Below are 14,675 nucleotides of genomic sequence, written 5' to 3' on the forward strand. Positions count from 1 at the left end.
ATACAGATTGACTGGAGATACATATTGTATCAAATAACAAAAGGAGAAGGTGTTTGTGCGTATTTTGTTCACAGGGCTCTGGGCCATCCTGCTCTTCATATTTACATGCTCCTTCAGCTTTCAGGACCTCATCCAGCATCAAAGCCTTGACTTCAGCTTTAATGCTTCCCCCGATTGGTCGGAGCTCACCGAACAGGATGTTCAATGGTATCGGCGCGACTGGGTGCTGCGTAAGGCCGGACATCTCCTGGGCTTCTTTCTGCTGGCACTTCTGGCCTCCGGTGGAGGCAGAAGCACGTACGCATTCGGCTTGTGCCTGCTGTACGCAGCAGCTACCGAAATTTTGCAGCTGTATTTTTTTCGCGGTGGGCGTATTTACGATATGGCTATTGATGCTTTGGGGGTTCTTATGGCCTACCTGTGGTGCAGATTTCTCGTCAGGGTCAAATTAACCACTACTAATTTCACTAGACATAAAAAAAACACTTGATACAATTTGTAACTTCATGTATATTATGACCGATACTAAATGTATCTAATAAAACGTCAGGATGATCATGAAGGAGAAATGGATCATGAGTGCCATCGCCTGTATTTATCGCCTGGACGGAGAACCTGTACAGGCTGGGCATGACGAACTAGTCATGGACGCCCTGAAGCTGTACCCGGCAGATCAATGCTCCGTGTGGCAGCATGAACATGTCATGCTAGGATGTCTGCTCCAGCAAATGACGACCCAGTCTCTGGAGGAACAGCTTCCCTACCACGATTCCCGCCGCGGTCTGGCCATAACGGCAGACTGCATTTTGGACAATCGAGAGGAGCTCATGGACCAGCTGCTGATTCCACAGGAGCTGAGATCCTCCATGCCAGACAGCCAGCTCCTGCTGTGGGCTTATGAGAAGTGGGAGGGACGCATGCCGGAGCGGCTTGTGGGTGACTTCGCCTTCATCATCTGGGATCCGCGTCAGCATGTTCTCTTCGGTGCCCGGGATTTCTCCGGAGCGAGAACGCTGTATTATCATCGCGACCGGCAGCAGCTGTCCCTCTGCACCATGATTAAACCCCTGCTGTCCCTGCCCCATATACATAAAAGTCTGAACCATACCTGGCTGGCCGAATTTCTCGCCATCCGCGGTGTGTTCGAGCCGCCGGATATGCTCTCCACTGTTTATGAGGGGGTTGCCCAGCTGCCTCCCTCACATACCCTCACCGTCAGAGGAAATGACATCACGATTCAGAAATATGACAGCCTTAGAAATATCAGCCCGCTGCAGCTATCCTCCTCTCAGGAGTACGACGAAGCTTTCCGGGGAGTCTTTCAGAAAGCGGTGACCTCCCGCTTCCAACGGAGCCACCGCAAGGTGGGCGGCTATCTCAGCGGAGGTCTGGACTCCGGTTCCGTCGCCAGCTTTGCCGCCAAGGCACTCCAGCAGCAGCAGCGGCCGCTGCATACGTTCAGCTACGTCCCGGCCGAAGATTTTGAAGACTGGACACCCAAGCGCAGACTCGCCAATGAGCGGCCGCTGATTGAGCAGACGGTTCAGTTTGCCGGTAATATGGAGCCCAGCTACTTGAGCTTTCAAGGAGCCAGCCCGTTCACCGAGATCGATGAATGGCTGGATACCCTGGAATCCCCTTACAAATTCTTTGACAACACCTTCTGGTTCCGCGGCATTCATGAAGCCGCAAGCCAGCAAGGCATTGGTGTCCTTCTCAGCGGTGCCCGTGGTAACTACAGTATCTCCTGGGGTCCCGCATTTGGTTATTACGCCACTCTCTTGAAGCAGCTTCGATGGGGCAAGCTTCGGCGGGAGGTTCAGCAGTACAGCTTGAATACCGGTACCAGGCGCAAAATTATGTATTCTGTCTTGTGCCGCAAAGCGTTTCCGATCGTCAATCGGCTCAAGCCGGTGGGAACAGCTTACGAGTTTCCGCAAATGATCAATGACGCTTATGCTAAAGAAACCGGCATCTACCATCGGCTGCAGGATCAGGCCTTTATTGGCATCGGCTCTGAAGCCGAGCTGCCGGCAGATCCGCTGGAGGCGCGAAAGGTTCATTTTGAACGCATTCACATGTGGGGTACAACCGGAACGAGCAGCTCCAAGCTTTCACTTCGCTACTCTCTTTGCGGCCATGACCCTACGAATGATCTTCGTGTCATCCGGTTCTGCCTGGCAGCACCCATCGAGCAGTTTGTGCAGCAGGGCATGGATCGGGCGTTGATTCGCCGCTCCACCAAGGGCTTGCTTCCGGATTCAATCCGCCTGAATCAGCGCACGCGGGGTATACAAGCGGCCGACTCCCTGCACCGAATGAAGCCGCATTGGCAGGAATTCTTGAACGCTCTGGAGCAGATGCGGCAGGATTCGCGGATGCAGCATGTGATGAACATGCCGGCCGTAGATACCGCACTTGCCGAAGCACGGCATGGTATTGCGTCAGATCAGGCTTACCAGCCGACGTTCAAGCTGCTCATGCGAAGTCTCATTCTGCATCGATTTCTACAGCACCATATGTAAAGCATTGTGCTTGAAAGGAGGTGAATGCGATGAAAAAAGAATGGAATGCTCCTACATTGGAAGTGCTTGACATGAACATGACCATGGCAGGCCCTGGCGATGCTCGTCCAGACCTTGTACAACCGGACCCGGACGAACAGGTACACTTCAGCTAATGCTGTCCACATGTACAAAAACAGCCCCTGTACCGCTTCCTCCGGGTATTCGGGCTGTTTCTCTTCTTACTTAATAGAAGGAGTGAGTGAATTGTCTCAAGAATTACATTCCATCCCGATGTACAAAGCATTTGGCTTGCACATACAGAGTGAAATTCACTTTCCGGAATTGCCGACTCTCCCTCCTGCTTCAATCCAGGCACCACATTCTTCTGAGCCGATCGATCTTTACATTGGCTATGCGGACCTTGCCAGCCAGTGGGCTTCTTACTCCCCAACGGGTGCTTATATCAACACGCCGGACACCTATATGCTGCGCATCGAAGGCCTGGCTCTGTTCGCGTGCAAGAACGGAAACCGGATGGAGGCTTCTCCTGAGCCGGGAGCGGACCCGGATCAGCTGCGCCTGTACCTGCTGGGCACCTGTATGGGAGCGATCCTGCTCCAGCGTAAAATCCTCCCCCTTCATGGCAGCGCTATTGAAATCGACGGCAGAGCGTACGCCATTGTCGGCCATTCCGGACATGGAAAATCGACGCTCGCCTCAGCGCTGCTGCAGCAAGGTTATCGCCTGCTCACCGATGATGTGATCCCCGTCAGCAGGGATGCTAACGGCACCTTTCAGGTTACCCCCGCCTATCCGCAGCAGAAGCTATGGCAGGAAAGCCTGGATGTCTTCGGAATGAGCACCTCGGAATATCGTCCGCTGTTTGAGCGTGAGACTAAATTTGCTGTGCCGGTCACGTCCTCCTTCGTTCAGGACACCCTGCCGCTGGCCGGAATATTTGAGTTAGTCAAGGCAGACTGCAAAGACCTGATGCTTCAGGAAACAAGCCGGCTGGAACGGCTGTCCTTGCTATCAAGGCACACCTACCGCAGCTCCCTCCTTGAAGGATGCGGCCTGACCGCTTGGCATTTTGACATCACTGCGCGTCTGGCCTCCCAGGTAGATCTGTACCGCGTCTGGCGTCCTATAGACCAGCAAACGATACACTCCCTGCGGAAACTGGTGCTGGACAGAGCCCGCAGCGTCTCCGCAGCGTTCTCCCAATGATCCCGGTCCTCTTCTCTCCACAGCCAAAGAAAACATCCAGGAGATATCCCGGATGTTCTCTTTGGCTGTGCTGCTATTGCGGTGGCTGCATATGCTCCACCAGGATGGACCGGATTCGCTGGCGTTCCTTCGCTTCCACGATATAGTACCAGATTCCGCCGATGGTCGCGCCGGAGCCCTGAATTTCGATTTGTTTTGTGCCGTGCAGGTTCTTGCGGTATTTCGTCATCAGAATCTTCATTTCCTCAAAGGTGATGTCGGTCCTCACACTGCTCCCGATCCCCTCCAGCAGCTCATTCAAGCTGAATACCGTAGACATCTGCAAGGACTTCTGAAGCACGCCGTCAACAATCTGCCGCTGCCGCGTGTTCCGACCGAGATCGCCCCGAGGATCCTCAAATCTCATCCGGGAATACGCCAATGCCTGATCACCCGTAAGCTCAATACTGCCCTGTGTAAAATGGTAACCCCCATAATCAAACGCCATCGTATTCTGAACGCGGACTCCTCCCAGCGTGTCAATGATCCGGGCGAAGCCCTCCATATTAACCTTCACATAAAAATGGACCGGTACCTGCAGGAACAATTCTACTGTGCGGACAGACATATCCACGCCGCCAAAAGCGTAAGCATGATTAATTTTGTCCACCGTTCCGTGGCCGGCAATCGCGGTTCTTGTATCGCGGGGGATGTTAAACATCAGGATGGATTCCCTGGCCGGGTTCACGGACAGCAGAATCATCGCATCCGAGCGTCCACGGTCATGCTCACGCTCATCCACTCCCATAACGAGTACGGTGAACGGCTCCTTCTGATCCAGATTAGCCTGGATCGCCGGAACACTTTCTCCAGCCCTAATCGAAATCGCTTCCGTGTCAATGACAGCAGCCATATCCGATTGCGTGGCCTTCGGCTTGTTCCCCTTAGAGACCGGCTCCGTCTGAAGCACCGTTGGGGGCAAAGGTGTACGTTCTTCAAACATCTCATCCGCTGTTTTTTTCACCGAATGATACATACTGTACGCATAAATCCCGGTCCCAAGCAGCAAAGCTCCCAGAACCAGGGTGGTGATTTTCATGATTTTCCTCAAATGGGGTTGACTCCTTCCATCCCTTCCATGACCCGATTCATATGTTTCTAGTCACAATTTGACAAAAGCAAATGTACTTTTCTGCGTAAATAGAACACGTATTTAAGTTAAAAGAACTAATGACCTACCTGCGCAAGTATAGTAAAATATATGTATTCTTTTATTTGCGGGGATACAGTGAAGCTCCAGACCTCCGCTCCCGCCGGGAATGCCCAAATAACGGGCTTTGATAATGATGAATACGCCGATCCACAGAGTACCGTGACATCATTCGATTTAGCATGCCGGTAATCCGGAGCTTTTGCGTTTCATCCGCCTGCAGCTTGACGATGTAGAGCATTCGGCTCTCCCACGGCTTACTCCCTGCAATCTCCCCTTGCAGCAGGAGACGGTCTCTGGAGTCCATAAGCTCATAGATCAGCTGGACGCGATCCGATTGAGGAATTTCCCATTCACACAGAAATAGCAGCTGCTGCGGACTGATTTCCAGCACAGTTACCTCGTGGAAACGCCCGGATATAGGAAGTGTGCCGATGGCGGCAAGCTGTATTCGAACAGATGGGCCATATTGAATGCCCGAGAACATGGAACTATCCATAATACCCCTTCTTCTTTCGAGATTTCTGGTATAGTACATTCAGATCATGGATACAATGATACCAAATGTTTCAAGAAGATACGTTTCGTATCTAATTTCTATTTCCATATTACGATACATATTGTATCTAGTCAATACGCTTCCTTAGGATTTACGGGCAGTATATCCATTTATTTCATGGGTACTTTTTTGTTGTTAATATAAAGGTGTGATTGTTAGCTACCGGAGGAGGACCATTCATGAACTACGGAGAAAGGATTGCAGCATTGCGGGAGCAGAGGGGCTGGACGCAGGAGGAGCTCGCAACTTCGATCGGCATCACCCGTGCTGCATTATCCCACTACGAGAAGAACCGGCGCAAGCCGGATTTCGAAACCTTGACCGGACTGGCAGACCGCTTCAATGTGTCGATTGATTATCTCATTGGACGGACCGGCAACGAGAAGATGGTTATGGAGCCGGATGTCAGACAATTTGTGGATGAGCTGGAGCTATCGGATGAGGACCTGTTGAATCGGTTCCACTTAACTGTAGATGGCCGCAAGCTGAGCGAAGAGGAAGCCCGGCGTTTCATTGCCTTCGTTCGGATGGAGCGCTCGATGAAATAACAAATCCCCGGATCGGTTTATAGGTCCGGGGATTCTTTCCACGCTGCGGCGGCTCGTAAACCACCCTCTTCGCTGCTATTCGTCTTCTTGAAGCGCAAGATGCTGCTTCCATTTGTCGGGATGGATTCCCATTTGGCTCATAATGGCATGAATGTCCAAGCTCTTTGGCTCCTGGTTCGGCTGCGGATTATTGATCCGCGTTCCGGTTTCTCTCTCCTTATTCATCCGCTACTTACCTCTTCCTTCCTTGTCTATTCTCTCCATCCCCCGGTATGATTACATCGCGTGCCACCCCTAACTTACTTACCAATATTATAATGGACCAAGCCTTGAGATGCTGTCGTCTCATGGAGGCTTGCCCATAAATTTTAGCTTCTAATTTTGTCGAATACTCAGCACATTTTACTATCCAATACTGAATTGTTAGATTTAGGCTGGATTTTGAGTAGCGTGGTTTGTCATTATGCAAGCAGCAGGCCTTTATACCCAAATTTATGTAAACCTTTTCATTTAAGACCTCGATGTGTTCATGACATGTTATTAAAAAAGAACGGGACGCTCCGTAAGGAGACGTCCCGTTCTCATGTCTGATCCTCTATGCTGCTTGTGATTTAGGCACCGCCAGTGCGCGCCAGCTCTCGCATATTCGCTTCGAAAGCGGCCAGCAGGGCAGCATCCCCGGTCAAGCCTTGATCCTGGACCTTCTGAATCTGCTCCAGCATCCGCTTGTAATCCTTCGGTATTACCTTCACGAACTTAGACAGTGACTGCTCCCAGTCTCCCAGAAGCTCCTGCGCTACACTGCTGTCCGTGTACATGGAATGCCGCTGAAGCATCGAGAACAGAATTTCAGACTCCTCTGCATCCTCTACGCGCTCCAGAAGCACCATTTCGCGATTGCAGCGATCCATAAAGTTTCCTTCCGGATCGTACACATAGGCTGTACCTCCGGACATCCCGGCTGCAAAGTTCCGGCCCGTCTCGCCCAGTACGGCTACACGTCCGCCGGTCATATACTCACAGCCGTGATCGCCTACGCCTTCAACGACAATGCTGGCTCCGGAATTCCGAACCGCAAAGCGTTCACCGGCAATCCCGCGGATATATGCTTCACCGCTCGTTGCTCCGTAAAATGCCGTGTTGCCGGCAATGATGTTCTCTTCCGGTACAAAGGTCGCCTGCGGGGAAGGCTTCACAATAATCTTTCCTCCCGACAAGCCTTTGCCGATGTAGTCATTGCTGTCGCCCTCTACTGTCAGCGTCATGCCCTTCGGTACAAAGGCGCCAAAGCTTTGGCCTGCAGAGCCTTCGAAGGTAAACTGAATCGTATCCTCCGGCAATCCGGCAGCGCCATACTTGCGAGTGACCTCGCTGCCGACAATTGTGCCTGCAGCACGATCTACGTTCGTAATGTGATACCTGCCTTCTACAGCTGTGCCAGCTTGAATTGCAGGCTCCGCTTGCCCCAGCAGAACGCGCATATCCAGCGTTTCTTCCAGACCGTGGTTCTGGTGCTGAGTACGGTAGCGCGTGCTCTCTTCGTTCAGCTCCGGCGTATAGAGAAGCGCGGAAATGTTGACGCCTTTCTTCTTCCAGTGGCTGTCTACATTGACGGAATCCAGGCAATCCGTGCGTCCGATCATTTCATCAACGGTGCGGAAGCCCAGCTCAGCCATCTGCTCCCGCATATCCTCTGCCACAAACTTCATAAAGTTCACAACATGCGCCGGATCTCCGGTGAAGTTCTTGCGCAGCTCAGGATTCTGGGTAGCGACGCCGACCGGACAAGTATCCATTTGACATACACGCATCATGATACAGCCGATCGCCACCAGTGGAGCTGTGGAGAAGCCATATTGCTCCGCGCCCAGCAGCGCCGCAATGATCAAGTCACGGCCGTTCAGCATCTTGCCGTCCGTCTCCAGAACGACGCGGTCCCGAAGGTTGTTCATCATCAGCGTCTGATGCGTTTCGGCAAGGCCCAGCTCCCAAGGCATCCCGGCATGACGGATGGAGCCCTGTGGTGAAGCACCGGTACCCCCATCGTAGCCGCTGACCAGAATAATATCTGCACGTCCTTTGGCAACGCCTGCGGCAATCGTGCCCACACCGACCTCGGAAACGAGCTTGACGTTAATGTCCGCACGAGGATTACTGTTCTTCAGATCGTAGATCAGCTCAGCCAGATCCTCAATGGAATAAATATCATGGTGAGGCGGAGGCGAGATCAGGCCGACGCCCGGCGTGGAGCCGCGAACCTCTGCGACCCAAGGATACACCTTACGTCCCGGCAGCTGGCCTCCCTCACCCGGCTTGGCACCCTGCGCCATCTTGATTTGAATTTCATCCGCATTCACCAGGTAGTTCGAGGTTACACCGAAGCGTCCTGAGGCTACCTGCTTGATGGCGCTGCGGCGGGAATCACCGTTCTCATCCAGTGTGTAACGCGCCGGATCCTCGCCGCCTTCACCGGTATTGCTTCGTCCACCGATCCGGTTCATCCCGATTGCAAGGCTCTCGTGCGCCTCTTTACTGATAGAACCGAAGGACATCGCGCCCGTCTTGAAGCGCTTCATGATGTTCTCCAGCGGCTCGACCTCATCCAGAGGCACTGGCTTGCCTCCCGGCTTGATCTGAAGCAGAGCGCGGAGCGTCATATGGCTCTCGTTCTCACCTTGTACCAGCTCTGCGTACTGCTTATATACCTTGTAATCACCGGTGCGTACAGCTTGCTGCAGCAGGTGAATCGTTCTTGGATTGAACAGATGCTCTTCTCCGCCGTTTCTCCACTGATACTCACCTACAGAATCCAGCGCCTTATCGTTGCCGTCTTTGTCTGTAAAGGCACGCTCATGGTGTGCCAGAGCCTCGGCAGCCACTTCTTCAAGGCCGATGCCTCCGATCCGGGAAGGTGTCCAGGTGAAGTACTGATCCACGAACTCGGACTTTAATCCGACCGCTTCAAAGATTTGAGCACCGCGATAAGACTGAATCGTGGAAATCCCCATCTTGGAGAGCACCTTCACGACGCCCTTGCTGGCAGCCTTGATGAAGTTCTTGACGGCCTTCTCGTGAGAAATACCGCGAAGCATCTTCTCTTGAATCATATCATCCAGAGTCTCGAACGCCAGATAAGGGTTGACGGCACTTACGCCATAGCCCAGCAAGAGCGCAAAATGATGCACCTCGCGAGGCTCGCCCGATTCCAGCAGAATGCTGACCCGGGTACGGGTGCCTTGGCGAATCAGATGGTGATGCAGGGTCGATACGGCGAGCAGTGAAGGAATCGCTGCGTTCTCGCGATCAACACCGCGGTCAGACAGAATCAGTATGTTGTGGCCCTTCTTGATTACACGGTCAGCCGCTTCACACAGGCCATCCAGCGCCTTGCGCAGCCCTTCCGCGCCGTCTGCAGCGGTAAAGAAAATCGGAATGGTCATCGACTTGAAGCCTGGACGATGCACGTGACGGATTTTTGCAAAATCCTCGTTCGAGAGAATTGGAGAATCCAGACGGATATGACGGCAGCTCTCCGGCTCCGGCTGCAGCAGGTTCCGCTCCGGCCCGATGGTCGTAGCCGTAGAAGTGACCAGCTCCTCCCGAATCGCATCAATCGGCGGGTTGGTTACTTGGGCAAACATCTGTTTAAAATAATTAAACAGGCGCTGCGGGCGGTCGGACAATACAGCCAGCGGAGCGTCATAGCCCATAGAAGCAATCGCTTCGGCGCCGGTCAGCGCCATGGGCTCCAGCACCTTGCGCAGCTCTTCATACGTGAAGCCGAAGGATTGCTGCAGCTGACGTACATTCTCATGCTTCGGATTTGGAAGCTCCAGTGCTTCAGGAAGATCTGAAAGCTCAACGAGATGCTCCTTCAGCCAATCGCCGTAAGGGAGCTCGGATGCAATCTTTGCCTTTACTTCTTCATCAGAAATAATGCGGCCTTCCTGGGTATCAACGACCAGCATACGGCCTGGGCGCAGACGGTCCTTGCGCAGCACGTTCTCGGCAGGGATGTCCAGAACTCCTGCCTCGGAGGACAGTACAATCAGGTCATCCTTCGTCACATAATAACGGGATGGACGAAGACCGTTACGGTCCAGTGTCGCGGCGATCTGAACGCCGTCTGTAAATGCCATCGCGGCCGGGCCGTCCCACGGCTCCATCAGCGTGCTGTGATATTCATAGAACGATTTCTTCGTCGTGTCCATGCTCTCATGATTGTTCCAAGGCTCCGGCACCATCATCATCGCTACGTGCGGCAGGGAGCGTCCGCTCAAATACAGAAACTCGAAGGTGTTATCGAACATGCCTGTATCCGAGCCGTCCGGGTTAATGACAGGCTTGATCTTCTCCAGGTCGCTGCCGAACACTTCACTCTCAAACAGGGATTGACGGGCATGCATCCAGTTCACGTTGCCGCGAAGCGTATTAATCTCACCATTGTGGATCATAAAGCGGTATGGATGCGCGCGCTCCCAGCTTGGGAACGTATTGGTACTGAAACGGGAGTGCACGAGTGCAATCGCCGAGGTCAGGGAAGGATTCTGCAGATCCAGATAGAATTGGCCGACCTGAACTGTCGTCAGCATGCCTTTATATACAATCTTGCGGCAGGAAAGGCTGGATACATAGAAGGTATCGCCTTCCGGCACATTGCTGTAGCGGATCGCCAGCTCAGCGCGTCTGCGGATTACATACAGCTTGCGTTCGAAATCAAGGTCGTTCTGAATATCTTCACTGCGTCCGATAAACACCTGGCGGACGTAAGGCTTCGCTGCCTTCGCCGTCTTGCCAAGCATCTCGTCATCCGTCGGGACATCGCGGAAGCCGAGCAGAGTCTGTCCTTCTTCAGCAATGATGCCGGCAAGCTTCTGCTCATGCACTTCACGAACGGCTGCATCATGGGAAAGGAACAGCATCCCGGCGCCGTACTGGCCTGCCTCTGGAAGCTCAAATCCCAGGCGCGCTGCTTCTTCAGCGAAGAAGCTGTGCGGAATCTGCATCATAATGCCCGCTCCGTCACCGGAATTCGGCTCACTGCCTTGTCCGCCGCGATGCTCCATATTGCCCAGCATTGTCAGCGCCTGGCTGACGATGCTATGTGAAGGGCTGCCCTTGATATGTGCGACAAAACCCATGCCGCAGGCGTCTTTCTCAAACTGCGGATCATATAACCCTTGTTTCTTCGGGAATTCGGTATGTTTCATAGTAAGCAACCTTTCCTGTTACAAAATAAAATAAAGCCGAAAAATGGGTCCTCCAAGACAAACCGGCCATTTCTCCTGCTTGGTGATCAATATTTGCATGACAATGACATTTTGTGCAAAATAATAAGAAGGAGCCTTCATCCATTAACATCAGAAGTTAGATTAGTGTTATTATTTTAGCATTCCCTTAATATCAGCGCAATTCAAACTTTTTATAATTTCGATAACTTTTGCTTTTGTGACCGTTCTCAAGCCAACTTACTTGATTGATTATGTATAATAATGCAAAAAAACCACCAAAAAAGACATTCCGCATTTTTCAGCGAAATGTCTTTTTTTGTCACTGCACGGCGGTTATTGCCGGAGTAGGGTTGACTCTCTTCTTGTATTGATTCGTTAGGAAATACACGGCCGTCAGCACCAGGCACCCGCCGCCAAAGGCGGACAGAACCAAGGTATTGCTCCAGATCACGCTCACATCGCCGGTAGAGATCACAGCCTTGAAGCCCGCTACACTGTACGTCATCGGAAGCAGTGGATTAAACAACCTCATCCAATCGGGAATCAGCTCCAGCGGGAACGTGCCTGCGCTTGTCGTAAGCTGTAGAATCAGGATGACTATGGCGACAAAGCGTCCCGGCAAATCGAGCCAAGTTACCAGCGCTTGAATCAGCAGCATATACGACAGACTCGTGATGATCGCAAACCCATAGAACATGGGTACGTTCTGGACCTCCAGATCCAGGCCGTAAATCAGAAGCAGCACGGCCAGCAGCGCCTGAATGACTCCCATAGCTGCAAAGGAAAGCGTCCGGCTCACGAGTCGGCTCAAGCCGCCAGCCCCAGGCACCGAAGACTCCACCACCGGCATCACAATGGAAGTAATCAGTGCACCAACAAACAATCCCAGCGACAGGAAGTACGGCGCAAACCCGGTCCCGTAGTTGGGCACCTCGTTCACTTTCTGCTCCTCCACCTCAACGGGTCCCGCAAACATCGTATACGTGCTGTCTGTTGCCTGAACCGCACCTGCCTGCTCCGCGGCTTCATTCAGTCTGGCTGCGAGTGTGCCGGAGCCGGATGTCAAGGAATTCATTCCGCTGACCAGTTCACCTGCACCGGCATCCAGCTCCTTCGAGCCGTCCGCGAGACGCCCGACCCCGCTGCCCAGCTTATCCGCGCCTTCGCTAAGCGCCAGCGTGCCCTGCTTCAGGCTGGCGGCGCCATCTGCGAGCTCAAGGCTGCCCTGTGCAGCCTCGCCCAGCTTGCTGCCAAACTGCTTTATGCCCGCCGACAGCTGTTCTTGCCCCGCCGTCAGCGATTTGGCACCCGCAAGGAGCTGTTCACTGCCGCCGGACAGCTCCTTGCTGCCCTGTAGCAGCTCTTCTGCGCCGGTGTTCAATCTGCCTGCTCCCTCGCTCAGCTCGGCAGTCCCCGCCTTCAGCTTCGCGGCGCCGGCCCGCAGCTGCTCCTGGCTCTCACTCATTGTTGCAGTGCCGGCTGCGAGCTCCTGGCTTGCTGCCAGCAGCTGCTGCAGTTCTGGCAACGCAGCCAGCTGCTCATTGCTTTCAGAGAGCTGCTGTAAGCCCCCGGCCAGCGCTTCGGCCCCTTCCTGCAGAGACTTTGCACCTTCCTGTGATTGCGCAAGGCCGTTCTCCAGGCTTTCTGCTCCGTTTGCGGCGCTCTGTGCTCCTGCCTGCAGCGCTGCAGCCCCATCGCGGCTGGCTTCCAGCCCTGCAGTCAATTCCCGGCTGCCGCTGGCTGCTCTTTCAATGCCGGCAGCCAGCTGAGTGCCGCCGCCGGCAGCGTCCTCTGCACCTGCCTGCAGCTCCTTCTGAGCCGCAAGCAGCTGGGACAAGCCTGATGCCAGCGCCTTCGCGCCCCCGTCTAGGGAGCTCGTGCCAGCCGCTACCTCCTGAACGCCCTGTGCCAGTGGAGCGACTCCGGAGCGAAGCTCCTCTGTACCGCTCACCAGCTTGCTCAGATTGTCTTTCAGCTTGAGAGCTCCTTCGTCCAGCTTCACCGCACCGTCTGACAGCTCAGAGGCACCCTGACCTGCCTCGCTCAGCCCGCCTGCCAAGTCCTGGACCTGCTGAAATAACGTCTCGGTATAAGCCTCTGTCACTTTTGCAGACACACTGGACTGAATCTGCTTGACCGCACTTCCACCGATCTGACCTGCGAGAAAGTTATAGCCCTCGTTCGGCTCAAAGATCAGCTTCGCCGGCTGCGGCTGCTCATCCAGTACGGTTGTCGCCTGCTTCGAGAACTGCTCTGGAATCACAATCGTCATGTAGTATTCATTATTTATCATCCCAGTCTCCGCTTCTTCACGGCTGACAAACTGCCAGTTGAAGTCACCACCCTTCTTCAGCTCGGCAACAAGGTCCTCCCCAACGGTCAGTGTCTTCCCCTCGAATTCTGCACCCAGGTCGTCATTGACGACGGCCACGGGCAGCTGCTCCATTTTTCCATACGGATCCCAGAAGGCTCCTAAGAACATCCCGCTGTACATAATCGGAATAAACAGGACGGCAATGAGTGGAATCAGCAGCTTCCGATTACGCAGAGCCGCTCCTACATCCTTGAAAAACACATTCACTCTTCTCCATCTCCTTTTAATACAATATGACTATTTTGTTCATTTGGTCATTCCTAAGCAAAAAAATAAGACATTCCACCTGGGACGCCCTTCACCTTGGCAAAGCGGGTCCCTCCGTTATATCCGGCCGGATCCCGCATCCTTTAGTCCCTGCTCCATAAACAGCATCATATATTGCTTCACGTCATTCTTGGCCAGCGGCTCTCTCAAGCCATTGAAATTTCCTGCCAGAGACGTATACAGCTTCAGCATCACAAAGGCTATAACCTGAGAATCGCAAGGCTTGATCTCCTGCTGCTCAATCGCGTTCTCCACCACGCCTTGAATATACGATACAATTCCGTTCTCTACCTTGGACAAGCCATAGCCTGCCTTAGCGGTACCTAGATCCCGTTTCTCCTGCCCCAGCTTTATAAACAGCGAATGCTCATCCCGGAAATCCAGGAGCGCATCCAGCACGTCATACAGATTATCGAAGAAATGTCGGTCCTTACGGATCGTTCGCTCCGCGATCTTCTTCATCTCTAGCATGACCGAAAGCAGAATCTCTTCAAACAGCTCTTCTTTATTCGCAAAAAAAGTATAGATCGTCCCTTTGCCTACATTCGCAATCCGGGCTACCTGATCCATGGTTGTCGCCTTGTATCCAAAGCGCGCGAACGATTCGGCCGCGGCATCCAGAATCAGTTGACGGCGGTCTACAGCTGCCATATATCCATCCCCCTCCTTCGTGTATTATAATAGAAGAAACTTGTCCGGAATCGATAAAATGACTATAATTCAATTCTGGTCATTCAGTCATTCCAGTGTAGCAAATTCATCGCTGAAGCGCA

At 53.3% G+C, this 14,675-nt stretch carries 11 protein-coding genes; 5 read left to right on the forward strand and 6 right to left on the reverse strand.

Annotated features, from left to right (window positions below; all coding sequences use genetic code 11):
* The first annotated feature begins 55 nt into the window (after positions 1-55).
* From E6C60_RS16625 to E6C60_RS16640, 4 genes are all read left to right on the forward strand, one after another.
* Positions 56-490, forward strand: coding sequence for a VanZ family protein (locus E6C60_RS16625; RefSeq protein WP_175415344.1), 435 nt, complete (start codon positions 56-58; stop codon positions 488-490).
* Positions 491-575: 85 nt separating this feature from the next.
* Positions 576-2,525, forward strand: coding sequence for an asparagine synthase-related protein (locus E6C60_RS16630; RefSeq protein WP_138226861.1), 1,950 nt, complete (start codon positions 576-578; stop codon positions 2,523-2,525).
* Positions 2,526-2,554: 29 nt separating this feature from the next.
* Positions 2,555-2,680 (forward strand): paeninodin family lasso peptide, encoded by a 126-nt coding sequence (locus E6C60_RS16635; RefSeq protein ID WP_138226862.1) that lies wholly within the window; start codon positions 2,555-2,557, stop codon positions 2,678-2,680.
* 118 nt (positions 2,681-2,798) lie between these two features.
* Positions 2,799-3,734 carry an aldolase gene (locus E6C60_RS16640; RefSeq protein ID WP_138227860.1) on the forward strand — a complete coding sequence of 312 codons (936 nt, stop codon included), beginning with the start codon at positions 2,799-2,801 and terminating at the stop codon, positions 3,732-3,734.
* A gap of 73 nt (positions 3,735-3,807) precedes the next feature.
* Here E6C60_RS16640 and E6C60_RS16645 read toward each other — a convergent pair whose 3' ends face one another.
* Positions 3,808-4,824 (reverse strand): LCP family glycopolymer transferase, encoded by a 1,017-nt coding sequence (locus tag E6C60_RS16645; RefSeq protein WP_138226863.1) that lies wholly within the window; start codon positions 4,822-4,824, stop codon positions 3,808-3,810.
* A 160-nt stretch (positions 4,825-4,984) separates the two neighbouring features.
* A complete protein-coding gene (locus E6C60_RS16650) occupies positions 4,985-5,422 on the reverse strand; it encodes a hypothetical protein (protein ID WP_138226864.1) in 438 nt (145 codons plus the stop codon).
* 239 nt (positions 5,423-5,661) lie between these two features.
* On the opposite strand from E6C60_RS16650, the gene E6C60_RS16655 reads away from it, so the two are divergent.
* Positions 5,662-6,030: a helix-turn-helix domain-containing protein gene (locus E6C60_RS16655; protein WP_138226865.1), complete on the forward strand. Its 369-nt coding sequence runs from the start codon at positions 5,662-5,664 to the stop codon at positions 6,028-6,030.
* A gap of 75 nt (positions 6,031-6,105) precedes the next feature.
* On the opposite strand, the gene E6C60_RS21020 is transcribed toward E6C60_RS16655, so the two are convergent.
* The 4 genes from E6C60_RS21020 to E6C60_RS16670 form a co-directional block, all read right to left on the reverse strand.
* Entirely contained in the window at positions 6,106-6,255 is a 150-nt protein-coding gene (locus tag E6C60_RS21020; protein ID WP_175415346.1) for a hypothetical protein, read from the reverse strand.
* A gap of 386 nt (positions 6,256-6,641) precedes the next feature.
* Positions 6,642-11,240, reverse strand: a complete 4,599-nt coding sequence (gene gltB, locus E6C60_RS16660; RefSeq protein ID WP_138226866.1) for a glutamate synthase large subunit — start codon at positions 11,238-11,240, stop codon at positions 6,642-6,644.
* 340 nt (positions 11,241-11,580) lie between these two features.
* Positions 11,581-13,842, reverse strand: coding sequence for a YhgE/Pip domain-containing protein (locus tag E6C60_RS16665; RefSeq protein WP_233281043.1), 2,262 nt, complete (start codon positions 13,840-13,842; stop codon positions 11,581-11,583).
* Positions 13,843-13,959: 117 nt separating this feature from the next.
* Entirely contained in the window at positions 13,960-14,553 is a 594-nt protein-coding gene (locus E6C60_RS16670) for a TetR/AcrR family transcriptional regulator (RefSeq protein ID WP_138226868.1), read from the reverse strand.
* Positions 14,554-14,675 lie beyond the last annotated feature (122 nt).

Origin of the sequence: Paenibacillus algicola (assembly GCF_005577435.1) — a bacterium.
GTDB lineage: Bacteria > Bacillota > Bacilli > Paenibacillales > Paenibacillaceae > Paenibacillus_AQ > Paenibacillus_AQ algicola.

Coding starts and splice junctions, on each gene's coding strand:
- E6C60_RS16630 (WP_138226861.1), top strand. CDS start 576: ATGAGTGCCATCGCCTGTATTTATCGCCTGGACGGAGAACCTGTACAG.
- E6C60_RS16640 (WP_138227860.1), top strand. CDS start 2,799: ATGTACAAAGCATTTGGCTTGCACATACAGAGTGAAATTCACTTTCCG.
- gltB (WP_138226866.1), bottom strand. CDS start 11,240: ATGAAACATACCGAATTCCCGAAGAAACAAGGGTTATATGATCCGCAG.
- E6C60_RS16670 (WP_138226868.1), bottom strand. CDS start 14,553: ATGGCAGCTGTAGACCGCCGTCAACTGATTCTGGATGCCGCGGCCGAA.
- E6C60_RS16655 (WP_138226865.1), top strand. CDS start 5,662: ATGAACTACGGAGAAAGGATTGCAGCATTGCGGGAGCAGAGGGGCTGG.
- E6C60_RS21020 (WP_175415346.1), bottom strand. CDS start 6,255: ATGAATAAGGAGAGAGAAACCGGAACGCGGATCAATAATCCGCAGCCG.
- E6C60_RS16635 (WP_138226862.1), top strand. CDS start 2,555: ATGAAAAAAGAATGGAATGCTCCTACATTGGAAGTGCTTGACATGAAC.
- E6C60_RS16650 (WP_138226864.1), bottom strand. CDS start 5,422: ATGGATAGTTCCATGTTCTCGGGCATTCAATATGGCCCATCTGTTCGA.